This window comes from Pseudobutyrivibrio sp. OR37 (assembly GCF_900113655.1).
Lineage (GTDB): Bacteria > Bacillota > Clostridia > Lachnospirales > Lachnospiraceae > Pseudobutyrivibrio.
Genome location: NZ_FOQF01000001.1, coordinates 58,542 through 78,345, shown reverse-complemented (window position 1 = coordinate 78,345; position 19,804 = coordinate 58,542). Strand labels below are relative to the sequence as shown.

Sequence of the window (19,804 nt, the reverse complement as noted above, 5' to 3'; positions counted from 1 at the left end):
AGGGACACTATGGGCGCAGGAAGGAAATTCAATTATATGAATTTGCTTTTAGTACTAGTCTTCGTTGTAGGACTAGGTATTCTTTTGTACCCTAATATTTCTGATTTCTTCAATCAAAGGAACAGCTCTAAATCCATCAGCGAGTATGATGAAACTGTTGCTCAGATGAATGAAGAGACTAGAAAGGCTTTCTTTGAAGAGACAGAAAGCTACAACACAGAGCTTCAGTCAAATCCTGTAGGTCGTTTCGCAGATATGACAGATGAAATGCTCCAGGTTTACAAGGACACCTTGAATGTAGACGGGACTGGAATGATGTGTTACCTAAAGATTGATAAGCTTGGCTTAAATCTTCCTGTTTATCACGGAACAACAGAGGATGTTTTACAGAAGTATGTAGGTCATATCGAAGGAACCTCACTTCCTATCGGTGGTAAAGGTACTCACTGCGGTCTTTCAGGACACAGAGGTCTTCCAAGTGCAGTACTTTTTACAAATCTTGATAGAGTAGAGGTTGGAGATGTATTTTCTATTATTGTTTTAGGCGAGGAGCATTTTTATCAGGTAGATCAGATTGTTACAGTACTACCAAACGATATGTCTCCACTTGCTATTGACCCGGAGATGGATTACGTAACGCTTGTTACCTGTACTCCATACGGTGAAAACACTCATCGTCTTATGATTAGAGGAGTGAGAATACAGCAGGATGAAGCTGAAGAAGTACTAGAGCATACAGACACTAAGAAATACGGTATGACCAGAGAACAGATTGTAAATGTAATAGCAGTTACAATGGGTTCCATCTTCCTATTTGTTGGCTTGCCAATTCTTATATTCCCACCGGTGGTAAAGCCAAAGCTTTATTTAAGACCTTGGGATGACAATATTGAAGAGGTTTATAAGGCTGCAATTAAGGTTTCAGAAATGTCTACAAGAGCAAATTGGGAGACAGAAAACGTTACTGTAGAGGCAGACAGACTGGCAAAGCAAAGACGTTGGGATGACACATTAATGCATGAAAATAAGCTTACAGAGGATGATGAGGAAAGACCTTGGGACGAATTCGATTTCTATGATGAGTCCGTAGACTACGGCGAGGAAGATGCAAAGCGTAGACTTTGGGACGATAAAGTACTTGAAAAGGTTGATCAGGACTGGTCAGTCTTTGACCGTGTGAAAAATAAATTCAACCTGTTTTTTGCCGATATTCCAGATGTAATGGAAAGAGGAAGGCCAGAGCCTCCACCAGAGGATTTGAATCCATACTTCAAGCAGGAGATTAATATTGGAGAGGATATTGTAGAGAAATCCAAGAAAGGAAAGTAGCCATGTTAAAGAGAGTCTGGAAAAAATACATGAACTACATATTGATAGGTATTACAGGCTCTATGCTACTTTTGTTTGCAGTTTCCAATGTTATTACTGTTCGTACCTTTGCAGATGAAGGTGAATTACCACAGAACGAGGCTGAGGTTCAGTCAGAAGAAGGAATTACTTTTACAGAGGACGCCCCTGTCCAAGACGCTGAAGGCGGTGATAATGTACCTGAAAATCAAGCTGGAGAAGCTGATGCTTCCACAGGTGAGGGTGGTAATACCGCTATAGGAGACACTACAGCTGCAGGTTCAGATGGAGCTGTTACCACGGGTGAGGGTGGTGCTGGCGGCACAGGTACAGAAGGTGGCGAAAGTGATGCTGAAGGTAGTGGTACTGCTTCAGATGGAAGTGGCACTACACAAGAAGGCGAAGGTACTGGCACTGGTACCGAAGGAGAAGAAGGCGAAAAAGAAGGGGAAGGCACAGAGGAAACAGAAAATAAGGATGATGAAGAGAAAAAGTGTATATGTGAAACTCACTGTACCTCTGCTGAATTTAATGAAGAATGTCCAGTTTGCAAAAAGAATTTTGAGGACTGCGCAATTTTAGATAAGGATGAATGTACCTGCAAGACACATTGCAGCGAGGAGGACGTAGACAGCACCTGCCCTGTTTGTGCAAAGGACTATACTCAGTGCGCTTTTGAAGAGGTATGTATCTGTGAGAAAAAATGTAAAGAGGGAAAGGTAGATTTAAACTGCCCTGTATGTGCCAAGGATTATGCAGAATGTATCGGCAAAGAAGAGGATTATGCTGCTATTATTGCTTATTCAGTAGGTGGCGAGTCAAAGGAGGCAGAATTCCTTACCCTTGAAGAGGCCTTAAACGGTGCAAGAGCTGTAGCAGATGAGGTACATAATGACGGAGATTCCAATTTCATCCCTGTAATTGAAATTAAGGATGAATTAAGTATCGCGTCTTCCATGACAGTTGTAAATAATTGCACCTTTGTTATTGATATGAAGGGTCATAAAATCTCCTTGGATTCAGGAGCATATATAGATTTTGCCAGCAGCAGAGTTACCCTAAAGGACAGCACTGCAACAGAAATAAACTATAGTGGGGATAACTATCGTCCAGGTGGTATATCTGGTACAAGTGGCAAGCTTTTCGCAGGTACTGATTATATCAAGTTTGAATCAGGCTATTACAATATCTCAAGCGGAACAATATGCTCAGGCTTTGCAGATATTGATGTTTACAATGCTTATCTAATTAATTCATCTGGAAATATAGCCGACACAGACTCAAAGCTTACAGTTAATGGTGGCTTCTTTGTATATGAGGACTTATTTAACAGCGAAAATGCTGGCACACTGGTTTGCCCTGAAAAGATGATTCTTGCAGAAATGTCAGTATCCATCAGTGGCTATGAGGTAAGAGGCTACGGCTTATCTAATGCGTTGTTTAAGGTAACCTTACAGCTTTTAGGTGAAAGTGAATTTTACTATTCAACCTTTGCTGAAGCCTTCGAGGCTGCAACAAATATGAGTAGAAACAACGATGGTGCAAAGGCAATCGTTTCTATTAACGACCCTGCAATTACAAACGTGGCAATATCACAGACCTATACCATGTCCTCAAATTCAAATGGCTATAGTCCTGTGGTACAGGTAAACAACATCAATTTCACCAGAGGTGGTGCTGATGTAATCTTTGATGGCACTATGTTTGCAGTTGGTGGAGGAGAGCTTATTCTTAGCGATTGCTCTTTAAACGGATTTATTGCAGAAGACCAGGTGGCTGTAAGCTCTATGATTACAGTCGATGATGGGGCTGCTTTATCACTTATAGGTTCCTCTGAGGTGGGCACTAGTCTTGTAGGAAACGTGGCTCTTCTTGGAGCTACAGCCTCAGACCCTGGAGCAGGAGCTTATCTTAGAAGTGGTGCAACTCTTAAGGTAAATGGAAATATCATCCTTCACAACAATGTAAGCTATAGCGAGACTGCCAATGCTGATGGTGGAATAGATACTGCACGTATCAACAGAAATCTTTATATGGATGAGGGCGCAATTGTTTTAGTGGAAGGCCCTCTCATTAAGACGGAAAGCTTTTTAATTGGTGTGACAATGGCTGCCGAGGAAATCGATTTGGATGCAGCAGTTGGTGCACTTGGAACAGATTACTATAACAGTCTTGTTGCAGCAGGCAGCAATGATATGGATTTAAGTGCCTTTTACATGGATACCTCTGCAGCATATTTTATGGTATATGATTACGGCTCAAATACAATTAAGTGGAGTAGAGGCAGCGCCTTACTTCCAGAGGCAGGTGTTTTCAGATTGGAATATGTGCTTTTATTTGTTGGATTAATAGGATTTATTTTCAGAGCTCTTTGGGCAGCCAAGGATGATAGAAAGGAAATAGTAAGATACATTACTGTTATGTCAGTGACCTGTCTGGTGGGCGGTATGTGCTTTGGGGCAGTTCATGTTTATAACGATATTCAGCGAATAAGAACCAACAATGAAATTATAGCCAGCATGGCAGAGGTTACTGATAATTCAAATTTAGGTGACAATGAAGAGGTAACAGAGGAAAGTGTGGCAGAGGTAACTTCAGTGGGTGATACCTCTACCTTCAAGGTAGTAGAGGAGCCTCAGCCAGAAAAGGCAATGGTTCCTGCAGATGGTAGAGAGTATATAGGTGTTATAGAAATAGACAGATTTGGAATAAAGCTTCCTGTACTTGCCACCTACACAGATGCTGATATGAAAACCACACCTTGTGTTTATAATGGCTCAAGAGAAAATGGAAATCTTGTAATTGTAGGCCATAATTATGACAGCCAGTTTGGAGATTTCAATTTACTTGGTAAAGACGAAGTGATTACTGCAAAGCTTACAACCTTAGATGGCACTGTGTATGAATATGAAAGCACACTTATAGAAAATCTTAATCCGGACCAGATAGATGAGATGCTATCTGGACAGTGGGATTTGACCTTATTTACATGTAGCTATTCGGGAGAAAAGAGAATTACTGTACGCTTAGATCTGAAGAGGTAAGGCTATGGAATTGATGGGCGTAGGACTGGATTTATTATCGGTATTGATTACGTTTGTAATTCTAGTGGGCGTTTTATTAGGTAAGAGAAATGCGATGAATGAATACTTCCCAATTCTTTTACTTATGAACGCCCTTGTTTTGCTTGCAGATATGGGTACGATTGTGTTCGCAAATGACTCATCAAATCTGGTTTTACTTCGTATTTCCGTTATTCTTCAGGGCTCCTTTACTTTTGTAAGTATCTCCGGCTTTAATCTGTATGTAGATAAACTGATCACCAGAAAAAGAGGCAGAAGGCCTTTATTCAGAAGCATTCCATTTGCTGTCTGCGTCATTATGATTCTATTTTGGATTTCTTCCATGCTTCATGGATATGTTTTCAAAATCTCAAAAGAAGGAGTATATACTCAGGAGCAGCTATTCTTTGTGGTGGTCTTGATTGGCTGCCTGCTGGTTATATTTATCATGTTTAGAATAATCTACAATCACATGACGGGAGTGCTAGATGCAAATGTATGTGTGGCATTGTATCTGTTTATTGCTTTCCCACTTATTGTGCTGTTTCCAGCATTAAAATGCCAGTGTCTTTCTATGCTTTATTCTGCTATGACTATCAGCTATATAATTATGTTTATAGCTATTCATGTAACTAGAGAGCAGCATGTGGTTGAACAAAAAATGGATGATACTATTATGCAGACAGATTTAATCATCTCTGAATTGCAGCCACACTTTATTTTTAATTCTCTAACTAACATCAAATATTTGATTAGGAAGAATCCAGAGGTGGCAGAAAACGCCATTGATAAATTTACAAAGTATCTAAGACGAAATTTGGATACTATTACAGACCAGGATTTAATTCCTTTCTCAGATGAATTAGAGCACACTAGAACCTATCTTTGGCTGGAGCAGCTAAGGTTTGCAGATTTAAAAATCGAATACAGTATAGACAACGAAGAATTTTTAATTCCTCCATTATCCCTTCAGCCAGTAGTAGAAAATGCTGTTCGTCACGGGGTTACTAAAAAGGTTGGAGGAGGAACTATAAAAATATACGTGCGTGAAATGCCAGATTGTTATAAAATTATAGTTAAAGATGATGGCTTGGGCTTCAACGCAAAGGAGCTTGAGGAAGATGTTATCAATGCAGGTATACAAGACATTAGAAAACGTTTATACGAGGTAAACAAGTCTAAGATATCTATAGCAAGTACCGAGGGGGTAGGTACTACTGTAACGTATTTGATAATGAAGGGGGAGGTTAAGGATGATTCTGTTTAATGACGATGATGAAAACATGGATGATCTCAACATTGATGAAATCATCAGTGTTGACCAGGTTTTAATGGAACGAGATGAACAGAAGGCAGAACCTGAGCAGGAAGCCAATGAAGAGTCTGCTTCTGAAATAAATCAGGACTTAACACTAGAGAATACCATAGAAAGAGATATAGATTCTCTATTGCAGGAGCTTGATGAAATTGAGCGCTCACTTGGGATGCAAACTGAATTTGAGGATATTGAGTTTCCTGAATTCAAGCCAATTATTTTGCCACCGGTTCAGTATCCTGAGCCAAAGGTTACAAAGGTGGATTTTGCCAAGCTGGATGATGAACAGCTTGATTTAATAATGCGTCAGTTTAGAAAAATTGACACTATGGAAGCCGAGGTTAAGGCGCTAAAGGAGGTAATTGATGAGCGTCTTAATGTTGATTTTAGAGCCATGTATGAAAATATCATGGAAAAAACCAACATAGAGGCTATAAAAACATATAGAAATGTCCAGGCAGTTATTATCGAAGAAAACGCCAAGCAAAACCAGGCGCTATTTGGTATAGATAACAAATCTAATTCTCTTAAGAAACGAATGAACAATGTTCTGATATTTGCAATTGTTTCTTTCGTAGTATCAATACTTGTAATGCTAGTAACTATTTTGCCAGCAATGGGAATCAAACTATTCTAAAGGAGAAGTATGGAGGACAAGAAAACGATAACCATTGCGATTGCTTTGTCTTTAGCAATGGTTTTTATGTTTATTGGGGTTATTATTTACGCCAGAGTAAAAAATGGTGGGGATGGTTCAGATAAAGCTTCTAGGAATGCTGCAGAAGAGGTGGTGGATGAGGCAGCTATAGTTCCACTGGATGCTGAAGAGGCCTTTCATCAGATAGAGGTTGAAGTTTTCACAGTGGATGATGTGGATGTTGATAAGGAAGATTCTGCTATAAATGAGACTCAAATAGAGAATACCTATATCAATACTACGCCACTTTTACCTAGTATCTATAGAGAACGAGAAAAGATACAGAAGGATCAGGTGGAGGTAAGCGATTTTCCAGACAGCTATGTGTTGAACGAGCATAGATTTTTGGATATAGGTGATTCCAAGGTATCTGTTCCAAAGGAAGTTTATTTGTATAACACAGGAATTGAGAAATCCTCAAAAATATCTATCGAGGCTTCTATCGTTGATAAGGCAGGTATTATTAAATCTATAGGTTGGAACAGTACCAAGCCTGATGTACTGCAGCTATCGGAAAGCACAGGAACCAGCGTGGATTTAATGTACATAGGAGATGACTTTTCTGGAAAGGTACCGGTTTCTGTAATCGTTACCTATCAGCCTGCTCCTGGTAAGACTGCCACAAAGGAAATGATTTTTAATGTATTTGTGGAGGACGTGTCCTACGGCGATAATCAGCTTATGGATAAAGCAGGAAATCCGCTATTTTTGGATAAGAAAGGAAAAAAGCCGGCTCTAGTATCTGATTATGCCAGTCACGACTTTTTCTACGGTCAGGTCAAGACCACTGGCTGGCAGACAATAGATGGAAGGACCTATTATTTCGGTCCTGATTCATATCCTGTTTTGGGGCACCAAATTATCGGTGGCTTGCCTTATGATTTTGGTGAGGATGGTGTTATATCTACTGCAAATATAGGAAAAATGGGAATCGACGTTTCTAAATGGCAGAAGGATATTGACTGGCAGCTGGTAGCAGCCTCTGGCGTGGATTTTGCAATCATCAGATGTGGCTTTAGAGGCTCTGTTAATGGTCAGCTGGTAGAAGACCCATATTTTAAGAAGAATATAGAAGGGGCTATTGCAAACGGTATTAAGGTAGGTGTGTATTTCTTTACTCAGGCCATCACAGAGCAGGAGGCAATAGAGGAAGCATCTATGGCCCTTCAAATGTGTCAGGGGTATCAGCTTTCATTGCCTATCTATATTGATTCAGAAAACGCAGTCAATGGCAGGGCAAATGATTTGGATAAAACCACACGAACCAGGTGTCTTGAGGCCTTTTGTGAAACAATAAATAACAGCGGATACACAGGTGGTGTATACGCCAGCAAAAACTGGTATTACGACAAGGTCTACGCCCAGAGTCTTGAGAAATATAATATATGGGTAGCCCAGTATAATACAGAATGTAACTACACAGGCAAGGCGGATTACTGGCAGTATTCTTCAAAGGAGACCATAGCAGGAATAACAGGTTACGTAGATGTGAACGTTGTTAGAAAAAAGAAATGAATAAAGCAGTGTAACTAGTTTGTAACTAATGGCGCTATATAATGATTTCAAAGATAGGAAATATTTACTTTTTTTGAAATTGGGGTAGGAGCCATGGGAAAAAGATTAGTGAAAAGAATTTTAGCAGGAACCTTAGCAGCCATATTTTTGACTGCCATGGTTCCTGTGTCTATATCTGAAAATCTTTTTGGTGGAATTGGAAAGGTAGAAGCTGCCAGCGTGTCCTATATTCCAATGACAATTGCCAGTGGTTTTAATGCCGATGTAATTATGGATAGCGGTGAAACTCTTAATAATCAGGCAGCGGCAGATCAGATGAACAATCTAAGTGTTGGTGGTAACTGTTTCTATTCTGCCAGCTACAGTTCTTCAGGTGGTCTTCCAACCAATAAAGTAGTCCCAGATAAATCAGGTAGCGTTTCAGGCTTAAGCTGGACTCTTGGTGACTACAAAGCCAAAAACGATATGAGACTTTCACCAGGCTCATCAGCAACCTTCACCTTCAATACAGTAGGTGTTTACCAGAAGGTATATTTCCTTGTAACAGCAGGTGGTATTCCAGGTGGCTCTGCTACAATGAATACAACCATCAATTATTCATCAGGTAGTGCAAGTACCTCCAAGTTTACTGTTGTGGATTGGTATTCAAGTACAAGCTATGCAAATGCATCCTTCATGCGTGTATCTGCAGATGGTATTAACGGAAGTACTACAAGCGGACCATATTTTACTCGCTGCGTTATGAATCTGGATACAACCCGACTTGTAAATAGTATAACTATTAAAAATACAGCTAGCTCAGGTGTTATTAACGTTTATGCTGTAACAGGTGTAACAGCTGCAGTTGCTGCCCCTACAAATCTTAAGCTTGAAGGCTGCGCAGCTCTTAATGCTACCTGGGATGCAGTTACAGGAGCAGCTTCTTATAGAATTGATATTGCAAAGGATAAGAACTTTACACAGATTGTTGGTGATTACAATAACAAATCAGTATCAACAAATTCATGTCAGGTAAAGGGACTTGCAACTGGTGTTCAGTACTACGCTAGAATTAGAGCGGTAGATAAGGATGGAGGACAGGGACCATCTTCTGTAGTTGTTAATTGCGAATCAAATTATTCCTTTGCATATTCTGCAGTAGATAATAGATTCAAGGCTCACTGTACAATAGATGGCTGTGAGTACGACAAAGATCATGAAATGGAATATGAGCTTGAGGCTCAAGATACCGTTTACAATAGACAGCCAGTTCCAGCTACCTTAAAAGATACAAACGCAAGCTTTTTAACAGCAGCTACTGGCTATAGTGTGGGAGAGATTAATTACTACAAAACAAATTCTTATGGTAGCACCAGTGAATCAGGCGCCACATCACTTGGAACCACAGCTCCACGTGACGTAGGCTACTATTTTGCAAAAGTTACCTTTACAAAGGATAGCTCTACCTACTCAATTGTTAAGCCTTTCAAAATTTATCTTGAGGATGCAAATTATGCTCAGGAAAAGCTTAACAATGTATATGATGAAGAGCAGCAGTCTACCATCGAAAAGGTAAGGGGTGACTCAGCAGTTTCTAATCTTAGAGTTGTGCTGAATAATTCTGAGGACAAGATTAAAATCTATAAGATTGCTGATATGTTCTACAACGATAACAATAGAGACTATGACGATATGACCTGGGATACAGACGCAGTCTTGGCCTGGTTATCAGCTTCTGGCTATGGTAGCGACAATACCTATAGCGCACCTAAGAACATAGATAGCATGACCGATGCCTTAAAGAATCAGTTCTATAAGGATATGCTTACTGAAGAGGTAAAGGAGGCTACCTTAGTTAGAGATACTTCAGCTTCCGAGCTTTTAAATGGTGATGATGTAACCTCTGCATTAAATGAAGCAGACGGCAGCTACTATGCATATTTCAACGATATGAATTTTGGTAGATATATGATAGTTGCCACTAATAGTGGTGGAACGTCATATACACCAGTTGTTATCGACATCATCCCTTATCAGAATGGACCACATACAGACTGGTATGTAATAAACGAGTTTACTGCTTATTTAAAGGAAATCGTTGCAACTATTGATAAGAGCATTAACGGACACGATGTATCAGATACAATAAACTTTGGTGATGAAGTATTTTTCAAGGTAGATGCAACACTTCCATCAATGTACGCAGACCGTGCTACAGTTGGTGGAAATGAATATACTCTGCAGATGGTGGATACCATGAGCTCTTCATTTGCACTTACAGAAGCGGAGCCATATCTTACCTATAGTATCGATTCAGCAAATGTGCATTATGATAACGTACCTTTCGAGCTTGGAAAGGAATATCCATATTATGTATTTTCAGATTCGCCAGTTACCGGTGGAACTGAAATAACAAAGGATAATGAGGCAGATTACAGCTATGATGGTTCTGCCGACTTAGTTGGTATGTATGCACTTCCACAAATGGGAACACTTTACAGTATTGGTCACAATGTGAACGAAAGTGGTATTACAGAAATCGTTGTAAACTTTAACGTAAGTGCTTTAAAGGCATATCTTAAGACTCTTAAGGCTACAGCTGGCGTATCACCTAGTGAAGTTGTTGTATCACTTAATTACACAGCCACAGTAACAAATGCTGTAGAGGTTGGCTCAGATAATAACACCAACACTGCCAAGATTTTATTTGAAAAAAGTACAGGTGAGGTTGATTCTACAGAAGACACTGTTCGTGGTTACACCTACGGTCTTCAGGTAATTAAAAAGGATGGCGGCAGGGAGGATACCTTCCTTGCAGGTGCTCAGTTTAGAATTTACAAAGAAGGAGACATTTTCTTAAAGGCAGAAGCTTCAGATGCATATACCTGGAAGAAAAGAGTAGGCAGCGAGGCTACCGAGACTCCTTCAGATGTTGTAAACGTGGATGAGGCTATGGCAGCCTTTGAAGAGGCAGGACTTTCCAGCAATTATTATATCCTCACAGAGGAATATGGGGAGTCTGGTACCACTGAAGATGGAATTGCTTATGCAGCAGGCGATACTATTGTAAGAGTATTTAACCTATACACAAAGGCCATAAATAATACAGCAAATAATTCGGTAATCGAAAGCGGTGAATTTGTATCAGTAGCTAATGCAAACGGTGTAGCCCTTAGTGGATTATCAGAAGGTAACTACATCCTTGCCGAGGTAAAAGCACCTAATGGCTACAATGAGCTTGCAGAAGATATAATGTTTACAATTTACAGAATGGAAGATTCTGAAGCAGCCCAGTATTATCAGGGTAGCTTAAAGAACTTCTACGAACCAGGAGATGAAGCAGGCACCAAAAAATTAAACGAAAGCAGCATGGTAAGCCTTACAGTACTAAACTACCAGGGTCTTGTACTTCCAAGCACAGGTGGAATTGGTACACTTATCTTCACAATAATTGGCATCATACTAATGGGTACAGTTATTTTACTATTCGTAATCAAAAAGCATCGAAGCGGTGAGGACTACATGTAGACCACGTTGTTCCCATTCACAGACAATAGGGGTAATGTACAAAAACGTCGTAAAATGTTACACTAATAAGTAGCGTTTTGCGACGTTTTTATTATGGTTATTAAATGAAAGGATTATCATAGATGAAAGTAGTTTTTATGGGTACACCGGATTTTGCGGTGGAAACATTAAAGGCAATATACGAAGCTGGTCATGAGATTATTCTTGTAGTCAGCCAGCCTGATAAGCCAAAGGGACGTAGCGGTAAGCTTCAGCCTACTCCTGTAAAGGAATTTGCTATGGAGCATGATCTTCCAGTATATCAGCCTGCTAAAATCAGAGCTGAGGAATCAGTGGAATATCTTAAGGGCTATGAGGCAGATGTATTTGTAGTTGCTGCATTTGGTCAGATTTTGCCAAAGGTAATTCTTGATATGCCACGCTTAGGTTGTGTAAATGTTCATGGCTCACTTCTTCCAAAATATCGTGGAGCCGCACCAATCCAGTGGGCTGTTATCAATGGTGAAAAGGTATCAGGAAACACCACTATGCTTATGGGACCAGGTCTTGATGATGGAGATATGCTTCTTAAGTCAGAGATAGAGCTTGCGGCAGATGAAACTGGTGGAAGTCTTTTTGATAAGCTTGCACTTGATGGAGGTAAGCTTACTGTTAAAACTATCGAGGCTCTTGATAGAGGAGAAATCACTCCAATTCCTCAAAATGAAGCGGAGGCTACTCACGTAGGTATGATTCATAAGGATTTGGGAAATGTTGATTGGACTAAATCAGCAGAGGAAATCGAAAGATTAATCAGAGGACTTAATCCTTGGCCATCAGCATTTACCTTCGTAAATGGTAAGCAGCTTAAGCTATGGAAGGCAAAGGTTATGGATATGTCTGGAGAGCCAGGTACCATTATTGATGTCAATAAAAATGGCTTTACAATCGCCTGCGGCTCAAAGGCTCTTGCAGTTGAGGAGCTTCAGCTTGAGGGTAAGAAGCGTATGGCTGCAGCGGATTTCCTTAGAGGTTACCAGCTAGAAACAGGTACGAGGTTAGCAAATGGCAGAGAGTAGTTTAAATATAAGAGCTGTTGGCCTTGAGACATTAATGGAAATATTGGAGCATGGTCAGTTTTCCCACATTTATCTAAAGGCTGTTTTGGATAAGTACGCTTATTTAGGTAAAAATGAGCGTGCCTTTCTCACTCGCCTTGTGAATGGTACGGTGGAAAGAAAGCTTCAGCTGGATTTCATTATCGACAGCTTTTCTAAAACAAAGGTAAAAAAGATGAAGCCTGTGATTCGTACAATTATGCGAATGGGAGCTTATGAGATTTTTTACATGGATTCAGTGCCAGATTCAGCCACTTGCAATGAATATGTTAAGCTTGCCAAAAAGAAAGGATTTTCAGGCCTTACAGGTTTTGTAAATGGAGTTCTTCGTAACATTTCCAGATCAAAGTCTGACGTTACCTTCTCTGATGATAGTGTGAAATATTCTATGCCTCAGTGGCTTGTAGATAAATGGACCAGGGATTATGGCAAGGAACAGACAGAATTAATCCTAAAGGGCTTCTTCGAGCCAGAAAAGCTTTGTATCAGAATTAATAAAAATAAGACTGATGAGGTGGCATTAGGAAAAGCACTTGAGGCTAGTGGTATCACCTTTGAAAAATCAGAGGATTTACCATACGCAGGATATATTTCAGGCTATGATTCAGTGGCAGGAATTGAGGAATTTAAACAAGGGCTTTTCTACATACAGGATTATTCCTCACAGCTTGTTCCTTTTAGAGCAGGCATTAAAGCTTCAGATTCTGTCATAGATGTTTGTGCTGCCCCAGGTGGCAAGGCAAGTCACGCAGCAGAAATAGCAGTAGATGGCAAGGTGGTAGCAAGAGATCTTACAGAAGCTAAGGTTCAGCTTATTAATGAAAATATCATGCGTACCGGAGCAAAAAACATTACAGCTCAGATTTGGGACGCCACAGAATTTGACGAAAGCGGCGAAAATCAGTATGATGTTGTAATTGCTGATTTACCTTGCTCAGGCCTTGGAATAATCAGAAAAAAGCCTGACATTAAATATAACCAGACTGAAGAATCTTTGAACGAGCTTGTACAGCTTCAGGAAAAGATTTTAAATACAGTTTGTAGATATGTAAAAGCTGGTGGCACACTTTGCTACAGCACATGTACAATTAATAAAGATGAAAATGATAATCAGGTAGAAAACTTCTTAAATTCACATAAGGAGTTTACAGTAGTTAGTCAGGAACAATTACTGCCTGATAAAAATCATGATGGATTTTTTATATGTGTAATGAAAAAGAATTAGTAGATATCAGATCACTCAACTTAATAGAGCTGACGGATTATGTTACAAATGAGCTTTCAGAACCAAAATTCAGAGCAAAGCAGCTTTATGAATGGATGCATAAGCATCTTGCACTTGATTACGACGAGATGAAGAACATTCCAAAGTCGTTGAAGGATAAGCTTGCTTCAAATTGTAACTACAGACCACTCAAGAAAATCGATTTGCAGGTTTCCAAAATCGATGGAACCAGAAAATATCTATTTGAGCTATTTGATGGTGAAATGGTGGAGAGCGTATGGATGAGCTACAAGCATGGCAATTCCGTATGTATCAGCTCACAGGTAGGCTGCAAAATGGGCTGTCGCTTCTGTGCATCCACACTTGATGGTTGGGTAAGAAATCTTACAGCAGCAGAGATGTTAGGTCAAATATATGCTATCCAAAGAGATACAGGTGAGCGTGTTTCCAATGTGGTTGTTATGGGTACAGGCGAGCCTATGGATAACTATGATAATATCGTAAAATTTGTTAGACTATTATCGGACGAGAATGGTCTTAATATTTCTCAAAGAAATATCACAGTTAGCACCTGCGGTATTGTTCCAAAGATAAAGCAGCTGGCTGATGAGGATTTAACAATCACTCTTGCTATTTCTCTACATGCTCCTAATCAGGAGAAGAGAAAAGAGCTAATGCCAGTAGCAAATAAATATGAAATACACGAACTAATAGATGCATGCGAATACTATTTCAAGAAAACAGGTAGAAGAATCACCTTTGAATATTCCCTTGTTGGCGGTGTGAATGATAGGGATGTGGATGCAGAAGAATTAGGACAATTGATAGGTCATTTAAACTGTCATGTCAATCTGATTCCAGTTAATCCAATTAAGGAAAGAGACTTCGTTTCACCTAGCATGGATAGGGCTTACGCCTTCCAAAAAAAGATTGAAAAATACGTGAATAATGCTACTATTAGAAGGGAAATGGGTCGCGACATTGACGGGGCCTGTGGACAACTGAGAAAGCGACATGCAGACATGGACGCTTCGAAAGGGACTATTTAATGATAAGCTATGAAAAAACAGATGTCGGAGTAAAAAGACGAGTTAATCAAGACAGCGTTTTTTCCTCTGATGCAAGAGTTGGTAAATTGCCAAATCTGTACATAGTCGCAGACGGTATGGGTGGAGAATTGGCAGGAGATTATGCTTCCGCAAGATGCGTTGAGATTATCGTGAATGAAATCAAAAATTCTACAGAGCTTGAGACAGTTAGGATTTTTGAAAAGGCAATTCAACTAGCAAACAACAAAATCTATTCTGAATCACAGACAGATCCAACAAAAGCCGGTATGGGAACCACATTAGTACTGGCTACAGTTTTTGATGGGCATCTTTATGTGGCCAATGTTGGTGATAGCAGATTATATGTTGCAACACGTGACAGGCTTAAGCAGGTTACAAAGGACCACTCTGTTGTTGCGGAGCTGGTTCGTACAGGGGAGCTTGATGAGGTAGATGCAAAATATGATAAGCGTAAGAATATGATTACAAGAGCCATTGGAGCAGAAGGCTCTATCGTAGCAGATTATTTTGATGTTGCGATTAATGGTGGGGAGCATATTCTTATTTGTTCAGATGGACTTACCAATATGGTGGATGATGATGAAATTTATTCAGTTATCACATCAGACAACACTATTGCAAATCGTGCAAACCGATTAGTTGAGCTTGCAAATGCACATGGCGGTAAGGATAATGTATCAGTCATAATTATCGAGTAGTTAAAGGAGAATAAATGATTACACAAGGCGTATTTATAGCAGACAGATATGAAGTAATTGATAAAATTGGCGCAGGCGGAATGTCAGATGTTTACCGTGCTAAGGACCATATTTTAGGAAGAGAAGTTGCAATCAAAATCTTAAAGCCAGAGTTTTCTGAGGACGCAACCTTTGTTGCAAAGTTTAGAACAGAGGCTCAGTCAGCAGCAGGCTTGGAGCATCCGAACATCGTTAATATTTATGATGTAGGCTCTGAAAATGGAATGTATTTCATCGTAATGGAATATGTTGAGGGCATTACACTTAAGACATATATCGAAAAGAAGGGACAGCTTAATTTCAAGGAAGCTATCTCAATTGCGATTCAGGTAGGAAGAGGTATTGAGGCAGCTCATCAAAAGGGCATCATTCACCGTGATATCAAGCCTCAGAATATTATTATTTCTACAGAGGGTAAGGTTAAGGTTACTGATTTCGGTATCGCCAGAGCAGCTAGCTCAAACACAATTCATGCAGATGTAATGGGCTCTGTTCACTATTCTTCTCCAGAACAGGCTAGAAATGGTTTTGTTGATGGTAAGAGTGATATTTATTCACTTGGTATCGTAATGTACGAAATGGTAACTGGCCGTGTTCCTTTCGATGGAGATAATACAGTTGCAATTGCTATTCAGCATTTGCAGGAGGAAATGGTTGCGCCTAGCGCATACGCTCCAGATCTTCCAATTTCACTTGAAAAGATTATCCTTAAGGCTACAATGAAGTCCCCAGATAGAAGATATGCTACTATCTCAGACATGCTTATGGATTTAAAGAAGGCTTTAGTTAGCCCTAACGAGGATTTCGTTACTATAGTCGAGTCAGCAGATCTTGGTAAGACACAGATTATGACTCGCATCACACCAGAGCAGGAGGAATCACTTACAAAGAAGGCTGCTCAGGCCCTTATCTTCGATGATGAATACGAAGATGAGGAAGAAGAGTACTATGATGATGAATACTATGATGACGAGTATTATGATGATGAGTACTATGATGACGAAGATGATTACGAAGATTCTAAAATGGACAAGATTATTACAATCTCTGGTATTATTGCAGGAATCGCTATTGTAGTTATCATCGTTGCAATTCTTGGAACACACTTTGGTGTATTTAAGTTCGGTTCTAAGAAGGTTACTATGATTAATGTTGTTGGCACTCAGTATGAAGAGGCAAAGACAGAGCTTACTGATCTTGGTCTTGAAGAGGAAAACATTTTAGTTTCTTACGAAGATAGTGATGATTACGAAGATGGCGTGGTAATGAGCCAGTCTACAAAAGAAGGCGATGAGTTCTCATTAAATGATACACTTAGACTTACAGTATCTGGTGAGGGCGAGGCTGAAGGTGGGTCAGATTCTTCTGCTTCTTCTGAAAAGTCAGAGTCTAAGCCTAGCAGCAGTTCTAGTAGCTCCTCAAATAGCACTCCAAGTGCTAATACAGGTAATGCCGCTACACAGACACCAGCTGCAGGTACAGAAAACAAGTCTACAGATGCAGACAGCTCTGCAAAGGTAGCAGTTCCTAGTGTTGTTGGTCTTACACAGGCTGAAGCTACAACAGTTCTTGATGCAAAGAATATTGTTGTTACCAGCACATCAACAGAAAACTCTGACACTGTACCACAGGGACAGGTTATCAGCCAGTCAATTGCTCCAGGTGAAATGGTTGCTGCAAATTCAACAATTACACTTGTAATCAGCAAGGGAGCAAAGGCTACTACCTACAATTACACAATTGCTAATCCTTTTGAGGGCGATTGCACATATTCAATTGCTGAATTAAACAAGTCAGGCACTATTCCAAAGAGTGGTGCAATTAATATTTCTGATGTTTCAAAGGCACAGCTTACAGTTACACTTACACCAGCTGAAGGTGTAGCAGGTGAAGCTCAAACACAGACTGTACAGGGAACAGCCAATTAATATATGACAGGTAAGATTATCAAAGGAATAGCTGGCTTCTATTATGTTTATGTAATAGATGCAGGCGTTTATGAATGTAAGGCCAAAGGCGCCTTCAGAAAAGAAAAGAAAAAACCTTTAGTAGGGGATGATGTTGAAATAGACATCATCTCCGAAGAGGAGAAAACGGGCAATGTAGTAAAACTACTGCCTCGCAAGTCTGAGCTTATCAGACCGGCTGTGGCAAACGTAGATCAGGCATTGCTCATTTTTGCTACTAAGAATCCTGAGCCTAATCTTAATCTTTTAGACAGATTTTTGTGCATGATGGAAGAGCAGGAGCTTCCAATTGTAATCTGTTTTAACAAGGAAGATATTGCAGATGATGGATTCGAAGAGTTAATGCGTAATACCTATGAAAGAGCAGGCTATAAAGTAATCTTTTGTTCTGCCAAGCAGAATAAAGGAATTGATGAAATCAGGGAAGTACTACATGGTAAAACGTCAACTGTTGCAGGACCATCAGGTGTTGGAAAAAGCTCCATTGTAAATATGCTTACAGAAGGTCATTCCATGGAGACTGGAGAGGTCTCAGAAAAAATTGGAAGAGGAAAGCATACTACAAGACATTCCGAGCTTTTGTATCTTGGAGAGGATACCTTCATTATGGATACACCAGGATTTTCGTCTCTGTTCGTTCCTAAGCTGGAACCGGTTGATTTATATATGCTATTTCCAGAGTTTATTGAACCGGCTTCTAACTGTAAGTTTACAGGTTGCGCCCATGATAAGGAACCAAAATGCGGGGTTAAAGATGCTGTTGCAAACGGAGAAATAGCAGCAAGCAGATATGAAAACTATCTGCAAATCTATGGGGAAATGGTAAACGAAAGGAATAACAAGTATAGGTGATTAATATGGAAAAATGCTTAGCACCATCAATTTTATCGGCTGATTTCGGGGTATTAAAGGAACAGCTTGAGCTTATCGATGAGGCTGGCGCACAATATGTTCATTTTGATGTGATGGACGGGGTTTTTGTGCCAAGTATCAGCTATGGAATGCCAGTACTTAAGAGCATTCGAAAGTACACTGATAGATTATTTGATGTACATCTTATGATTGTTGATCCTGAAAGATACATTAGGGATTTTGCAGAGGCAGGAGCAGATATTATCACAGTTCATGCTGAAGCCTGCAAGCATCTTGATGCTACAATTGATTTGATTAAATCATGTGGAGCTATGGCTGGAGTAGCTTTAAATCCAGCTACACCAGTTTCTACTATTAAGCACGTGCTTGATAAGGTAGACATGGTTCTTATTATGACAGTTAATCCAGGCTTTGGTGGCCAAAAGCTGATACCTTATACTATACACAAGGTTCGTGAGCTTACAGAGCTTTGCAATCAGGTTGGGGCAAAGATTGATATTGAGGTTGACGGTGGTATTAACATAGACACCATTGATTATGCACTTGATGCAGGTGCCAATATCATCGTAGCAGGCTCGGCCGTATTCAAGGGTGATGTTAAAGCTAACGCCGAAGTACTATTGGAGAAAATGAGATGATAGTTTTTATAATAGCAGGAGGTAAGCTTAATCCTGAATTTGCTAAAGGATTTATAGCGGACCACTCATTTGATAAGACTTTATTTATTGCTTGCGACAGTGGTTTTGAATCCTGCTTATCGCTGGGAGTTAATCCAGATATTGTAGTAGGCGATTTTGATTCTATTTCAGATGATGCATACAAGAAAATAGAAAACACAGGAGCTGAGGTGATAAGGCTTAATCCTATCAAGGACGATACAGACACCGAATTTGCTTTACGCCTAGCTTTTAAACGTACCAAAAATACCGATGAAATATATATCTTAGGAGGCACTGGCGCCCGGATAGACCACACCCTAGGAAACATCAACCTTCTTGGCCTTGGCCTAAAGCATGACCGTGATGTTATTCTTGTGGACGAGCGCAACTACATCCTTATGCTTGCCCCAGGTTGGACTTTAGAACTAGAAAAGGGCAACCAATTTGGCAAATACATATCCGTATTTCCATACGCAGGCTTCGCAGATGGCGTCACCATGAAGGGCTTCAAATATCCACTTCATCGTGCCACCTTAGAGGGCTTCAACACCCTCACCGTCAGCAACGAAATCGTAGACAACTTCGCCACCATCCACGTGGCCGAGGGCTACCTAATCGTATGCGAATCCAGGGACTAACACCCACGCCCATTTGGATTTCTACTGACTGCTAGATATGTATAGAGCGGACATATAAAATATTTGGATAGCATATGTATGAACTGGATTAGGGT

General features: G+C 40.0%; 14 protein-coding genes. All 14 read left to right on the top strand.

Going from position 1 to position 19,804, the window contains the following annotated elements:
• The first annotated feature begins 9 nt into the window (after positions 1-9).
• The 14 genes from BM097_RS00360 to BM097_RS00295 all read left to right on the top strand — a co-directional run bounded on the left by BM097_RS00360 (position 10) and on the right by BM097_RS00295 (position 19,709).
• Positions 10-1,329: a class C sortase gene (locus BM097_RS00360; protein WP_090544778.1), complete on the top strand. Its 1,320-nt coding sequence runs from the start codon at positions 10-12 to the stop codon at positions 1,327-1,329.
• 2 nt (positions 1,330-1,331) lie between these two features.
• The gene (locus tag BM097_RS00355; RefSeq protein ID WP_090544775.1) at positions 1,332-4,391 is read left to right on the top strand and encodes a sortase; all 3,060 of its coding nucleotides are present in this window, start codon (positions 1,332-1,334) and stop codon (positions 4,389-4,391) included.
• 4 nt (positions 4,392-4,395) lie between these two features.
• Positions 4,396-5,676, top strand: a complete 1,281-nt coding sequence (locus tag BM097_RS00350) for a sensor histidine kinase (protein WP_090544773.1) — start codon at positions 4,396-4,398, stop codon at positions 5,674-5,676.
• Positions 5,663-6,361 (top strand): hypothetical protein, encoded by a 699-nt coding sequence (locus BM097_RS00345; RefSeq protein ID WP_090544771.1) that lies wholly within the window; start codon positions 5,663-5,665, stop codon positions 6,359-6,361. The genes BM097_RS00350 and BM097_RS00345 overlap by 14 nt, the downstream gene beginning before the upstream one ends.
• 9 nt (positions 6,362-6,370) lie before the next feature.
• Positions 6,371-7,936, top strand: a complete 1,566-nt coding sequence (locus BM097_RS00340) for a glycoside hydrolase family 25 protein (protein ID WP_090544769.1) — start codon at positions 6,371-6,373, stop codon at positions 7,934-7,936.
• A 93-nt stretch (positions 7,937-8,029) separates the two neighbouring features.
• Positions 8,030-11,443 (top strand): SpaA isopeptide-forming pilin-related protein, encoded by a 3,414-nt coding sequence (locus tag BM097_RS00335; RefSeq protein ID WP_090544767.1) that lies wholly within the window; start codon positions 8,030-8,032, stop codon positions 11,441-11,443.
• 122 nt (positions 11,444-11,565) lie between these two features.
• Entirely contained in the window at positions 11,566-12,501 is a 936-nt protein-coding gene (gene fmt / locus BM097_RS00330; protein ID WP_090544765.1) for a methionyl-tRNA formyltransferase, read from the top strand.
• On the top strand, positions 12,488-13,765 hold the full coding sequence (rsmB, locus tag BM097_RS00325; protein ID WP_090544762.1) for a 16S rRNA (cytosine(967)-C(5))-methyltransferase RsmB: 1,278 nt from the start codon (positions 12,488-12,490) through the stop codon (positions 13,763-13,765). The genes fmt and rsmB overlap by 14 nt, the downstream gene beginning before the upstream one ends.
• Positions 13,744-14,814, top strand: coding sequence for a dual-specificity RNA methyltransferase RlmN (gene rlmN / locus BM097_RS00320; protein ID WP_090544760.1), 1,071 nt, complete (start codon positions 13,744-13,746; stop codon positions 14,812-14,814). Before rsmB ends, rlmN begins: the two co-directional genes overlap by 22 nt.
• Complete coding sequence (locus BM097_RS00315) at positions 14,814-15,533, top strand: Stp1/IreP family PP2C-type Ser/Thr phosphatase (protein ID WP_090544758.1); 720 nt, start codon at positions 14,814-14,816, stop codon at positions 15,531-15,533. The genes rlmN and BM097_RS00315 overlap by 1 nt, the downstream gene beginning before the upstream one ends.
• Before the next feature lie 14 nt (positions 15,534-15,547).
• Positions 15,548-17,500 carry a Stk1 family PASTA domain-containing Ser/Thr kinase gene (gene pknB / locus BM097_RS00310; RefSeq protein ID WP_090544756.1) on the top strand — a complete coding sequence of 651 codons (1,953 nt, stop codon included), beginning with the start codon at positions 15,548-15,550 and terminating at the stop codon, positions 17,498-17,500.
• A 3-nt stretch (positions 17,501-17,503) separates the two neighbouring features.
• Positions 17,504-18,391, top strand: a complete 888-nt coding sequence (rsgA, locus tag BM097_RS00305; protein ID WP_090544754.1) for a ribosome small subunit-dependent GTPase A — start codon at positions 17,504-17,506, stop codon at positions 18,389-18,391.
• 5 nt (positions 18,392-18,396) lie between these two features.
• On the top strand, positions 18,397-19,050 hold the full coding sequence (gene rpe / locus BM097_RS00300) for a ribulose-phosphate 3-epimerase (RefSeq protein WP_090544752.1): 654 nt from the start codon (positions 18,397-18,399) through the stop codon (positions 19,048-19,050).
• Positions 19,047-19,709, top strand: a complete 663-nt coding sequence (locus tag BM097_RS00295) for a thiamine diphosphokinase (protein WP_090544750.1) — start codon at positions 19,047-19,049, stop codon at positions 19,707-19,709. Before rpe ends, BM097_RS00295 begins: the two co-directional genes overlap by 4 nt.
• Positions 19,710-19,804: the final 95 nt, after the last annotated feature.

Excerpts from the sequence above, each read along its gene's own strand:
- BM097_RS00360 (WP_090544778.1), top strand. The coding sequence starts at position 10 with ATGGGCGCAGGAAGGAAATTCAATTATATGAATTTGCTTTTAGTACTA.
- BM097_RS00355 (WP_090544775.1), top strand. The coding sequence starts at position 1,332 with ATGTTAAAGAGAGTCTGGAAAAAATACATGAACTACATATTGATAGGT.
- BM097_RS00350 (WP_090544773.1), top strand. The coding sequence starts at position 4,396 with ATGGAATTGATGGGCGTAGGACTGGATTTATTATCGGTATTGATTACG.
- BM097_RS00345 (WP_090544771.1), top strand. The coding sequence starts at position 5,663 with ATGATTCTGTTTAATGACGATGATGAAAACATGGATGATCTCAACATT.
- BM097_RS00340 (WP_090544769.1), top strand. The coding sequence starts at position 6,371 with ATGGAGGACAAGAAAACGATAACCATTGCGATTGCTTTGTCTTTAGCA.
- BM097_RS00335 (WP_090544767.1), top strand. The coding sequence starts at position 8,030 with ATGGGAAAAAGATTAGTGAAAAGAATTTTAGCAGGAACCTTAGCAGCC.
- fmt (WP_090544765.1), top strand. The coding sequence starts at position 11,566 with ATGAAAGTAGTTTTTATGGGTACACCGGATTTTGCGGTGGAAACATTA.
- rsmB (WP_090544762.1), top strand. The coding sequence starts at position 12,488 with ATGGCAGAGAGTAGTTTAAATATAAGAGCTGTTGGCCTTGAGACATTA.
- rlmN (WP_090544760.1), top strand. The coding sequence starts at position 13,744 with ATGTGTAATGAAAAAGAATTAGTAGATATCAGATCACTCAACTTAATA.
- BM097_RS00315 (WP_090544758.1), top strand. The coding sequence starts at position 14,814 with ATGATAAGCTATGAAAAAACAGATGTCGGAGTAAAAAGACGAGTTAAT.
- pknB (WP_090544756.1), top strand. The coding sequence starts at position 15,548 with ATGATTACACAAGGCGTATTTATAGCAGACAGATATGAAGTAATTGAT.
- rsgA (WP_090544754.1), top strand. The coding sequence starts at position 17,504 with ATGACAGGTAAGATTATCAAAGGAATAGCTGGCTTCTATTATGTTTAT.
- rpe (WP_090544752.1), top strand. The coding sequence starts at position 18,397 with ATGGAAAAATGCTTAGCACCATCAATTTTATCGGCTGATTTCGGGGTA.
- BM097_RS00295 (WP_090544750.1), top strand. The coding sequence starts at position 19,047 with ATGATAGTTTTTATAATAGCAGGAGGTAAGCTTAATCCTGAATTTGCT.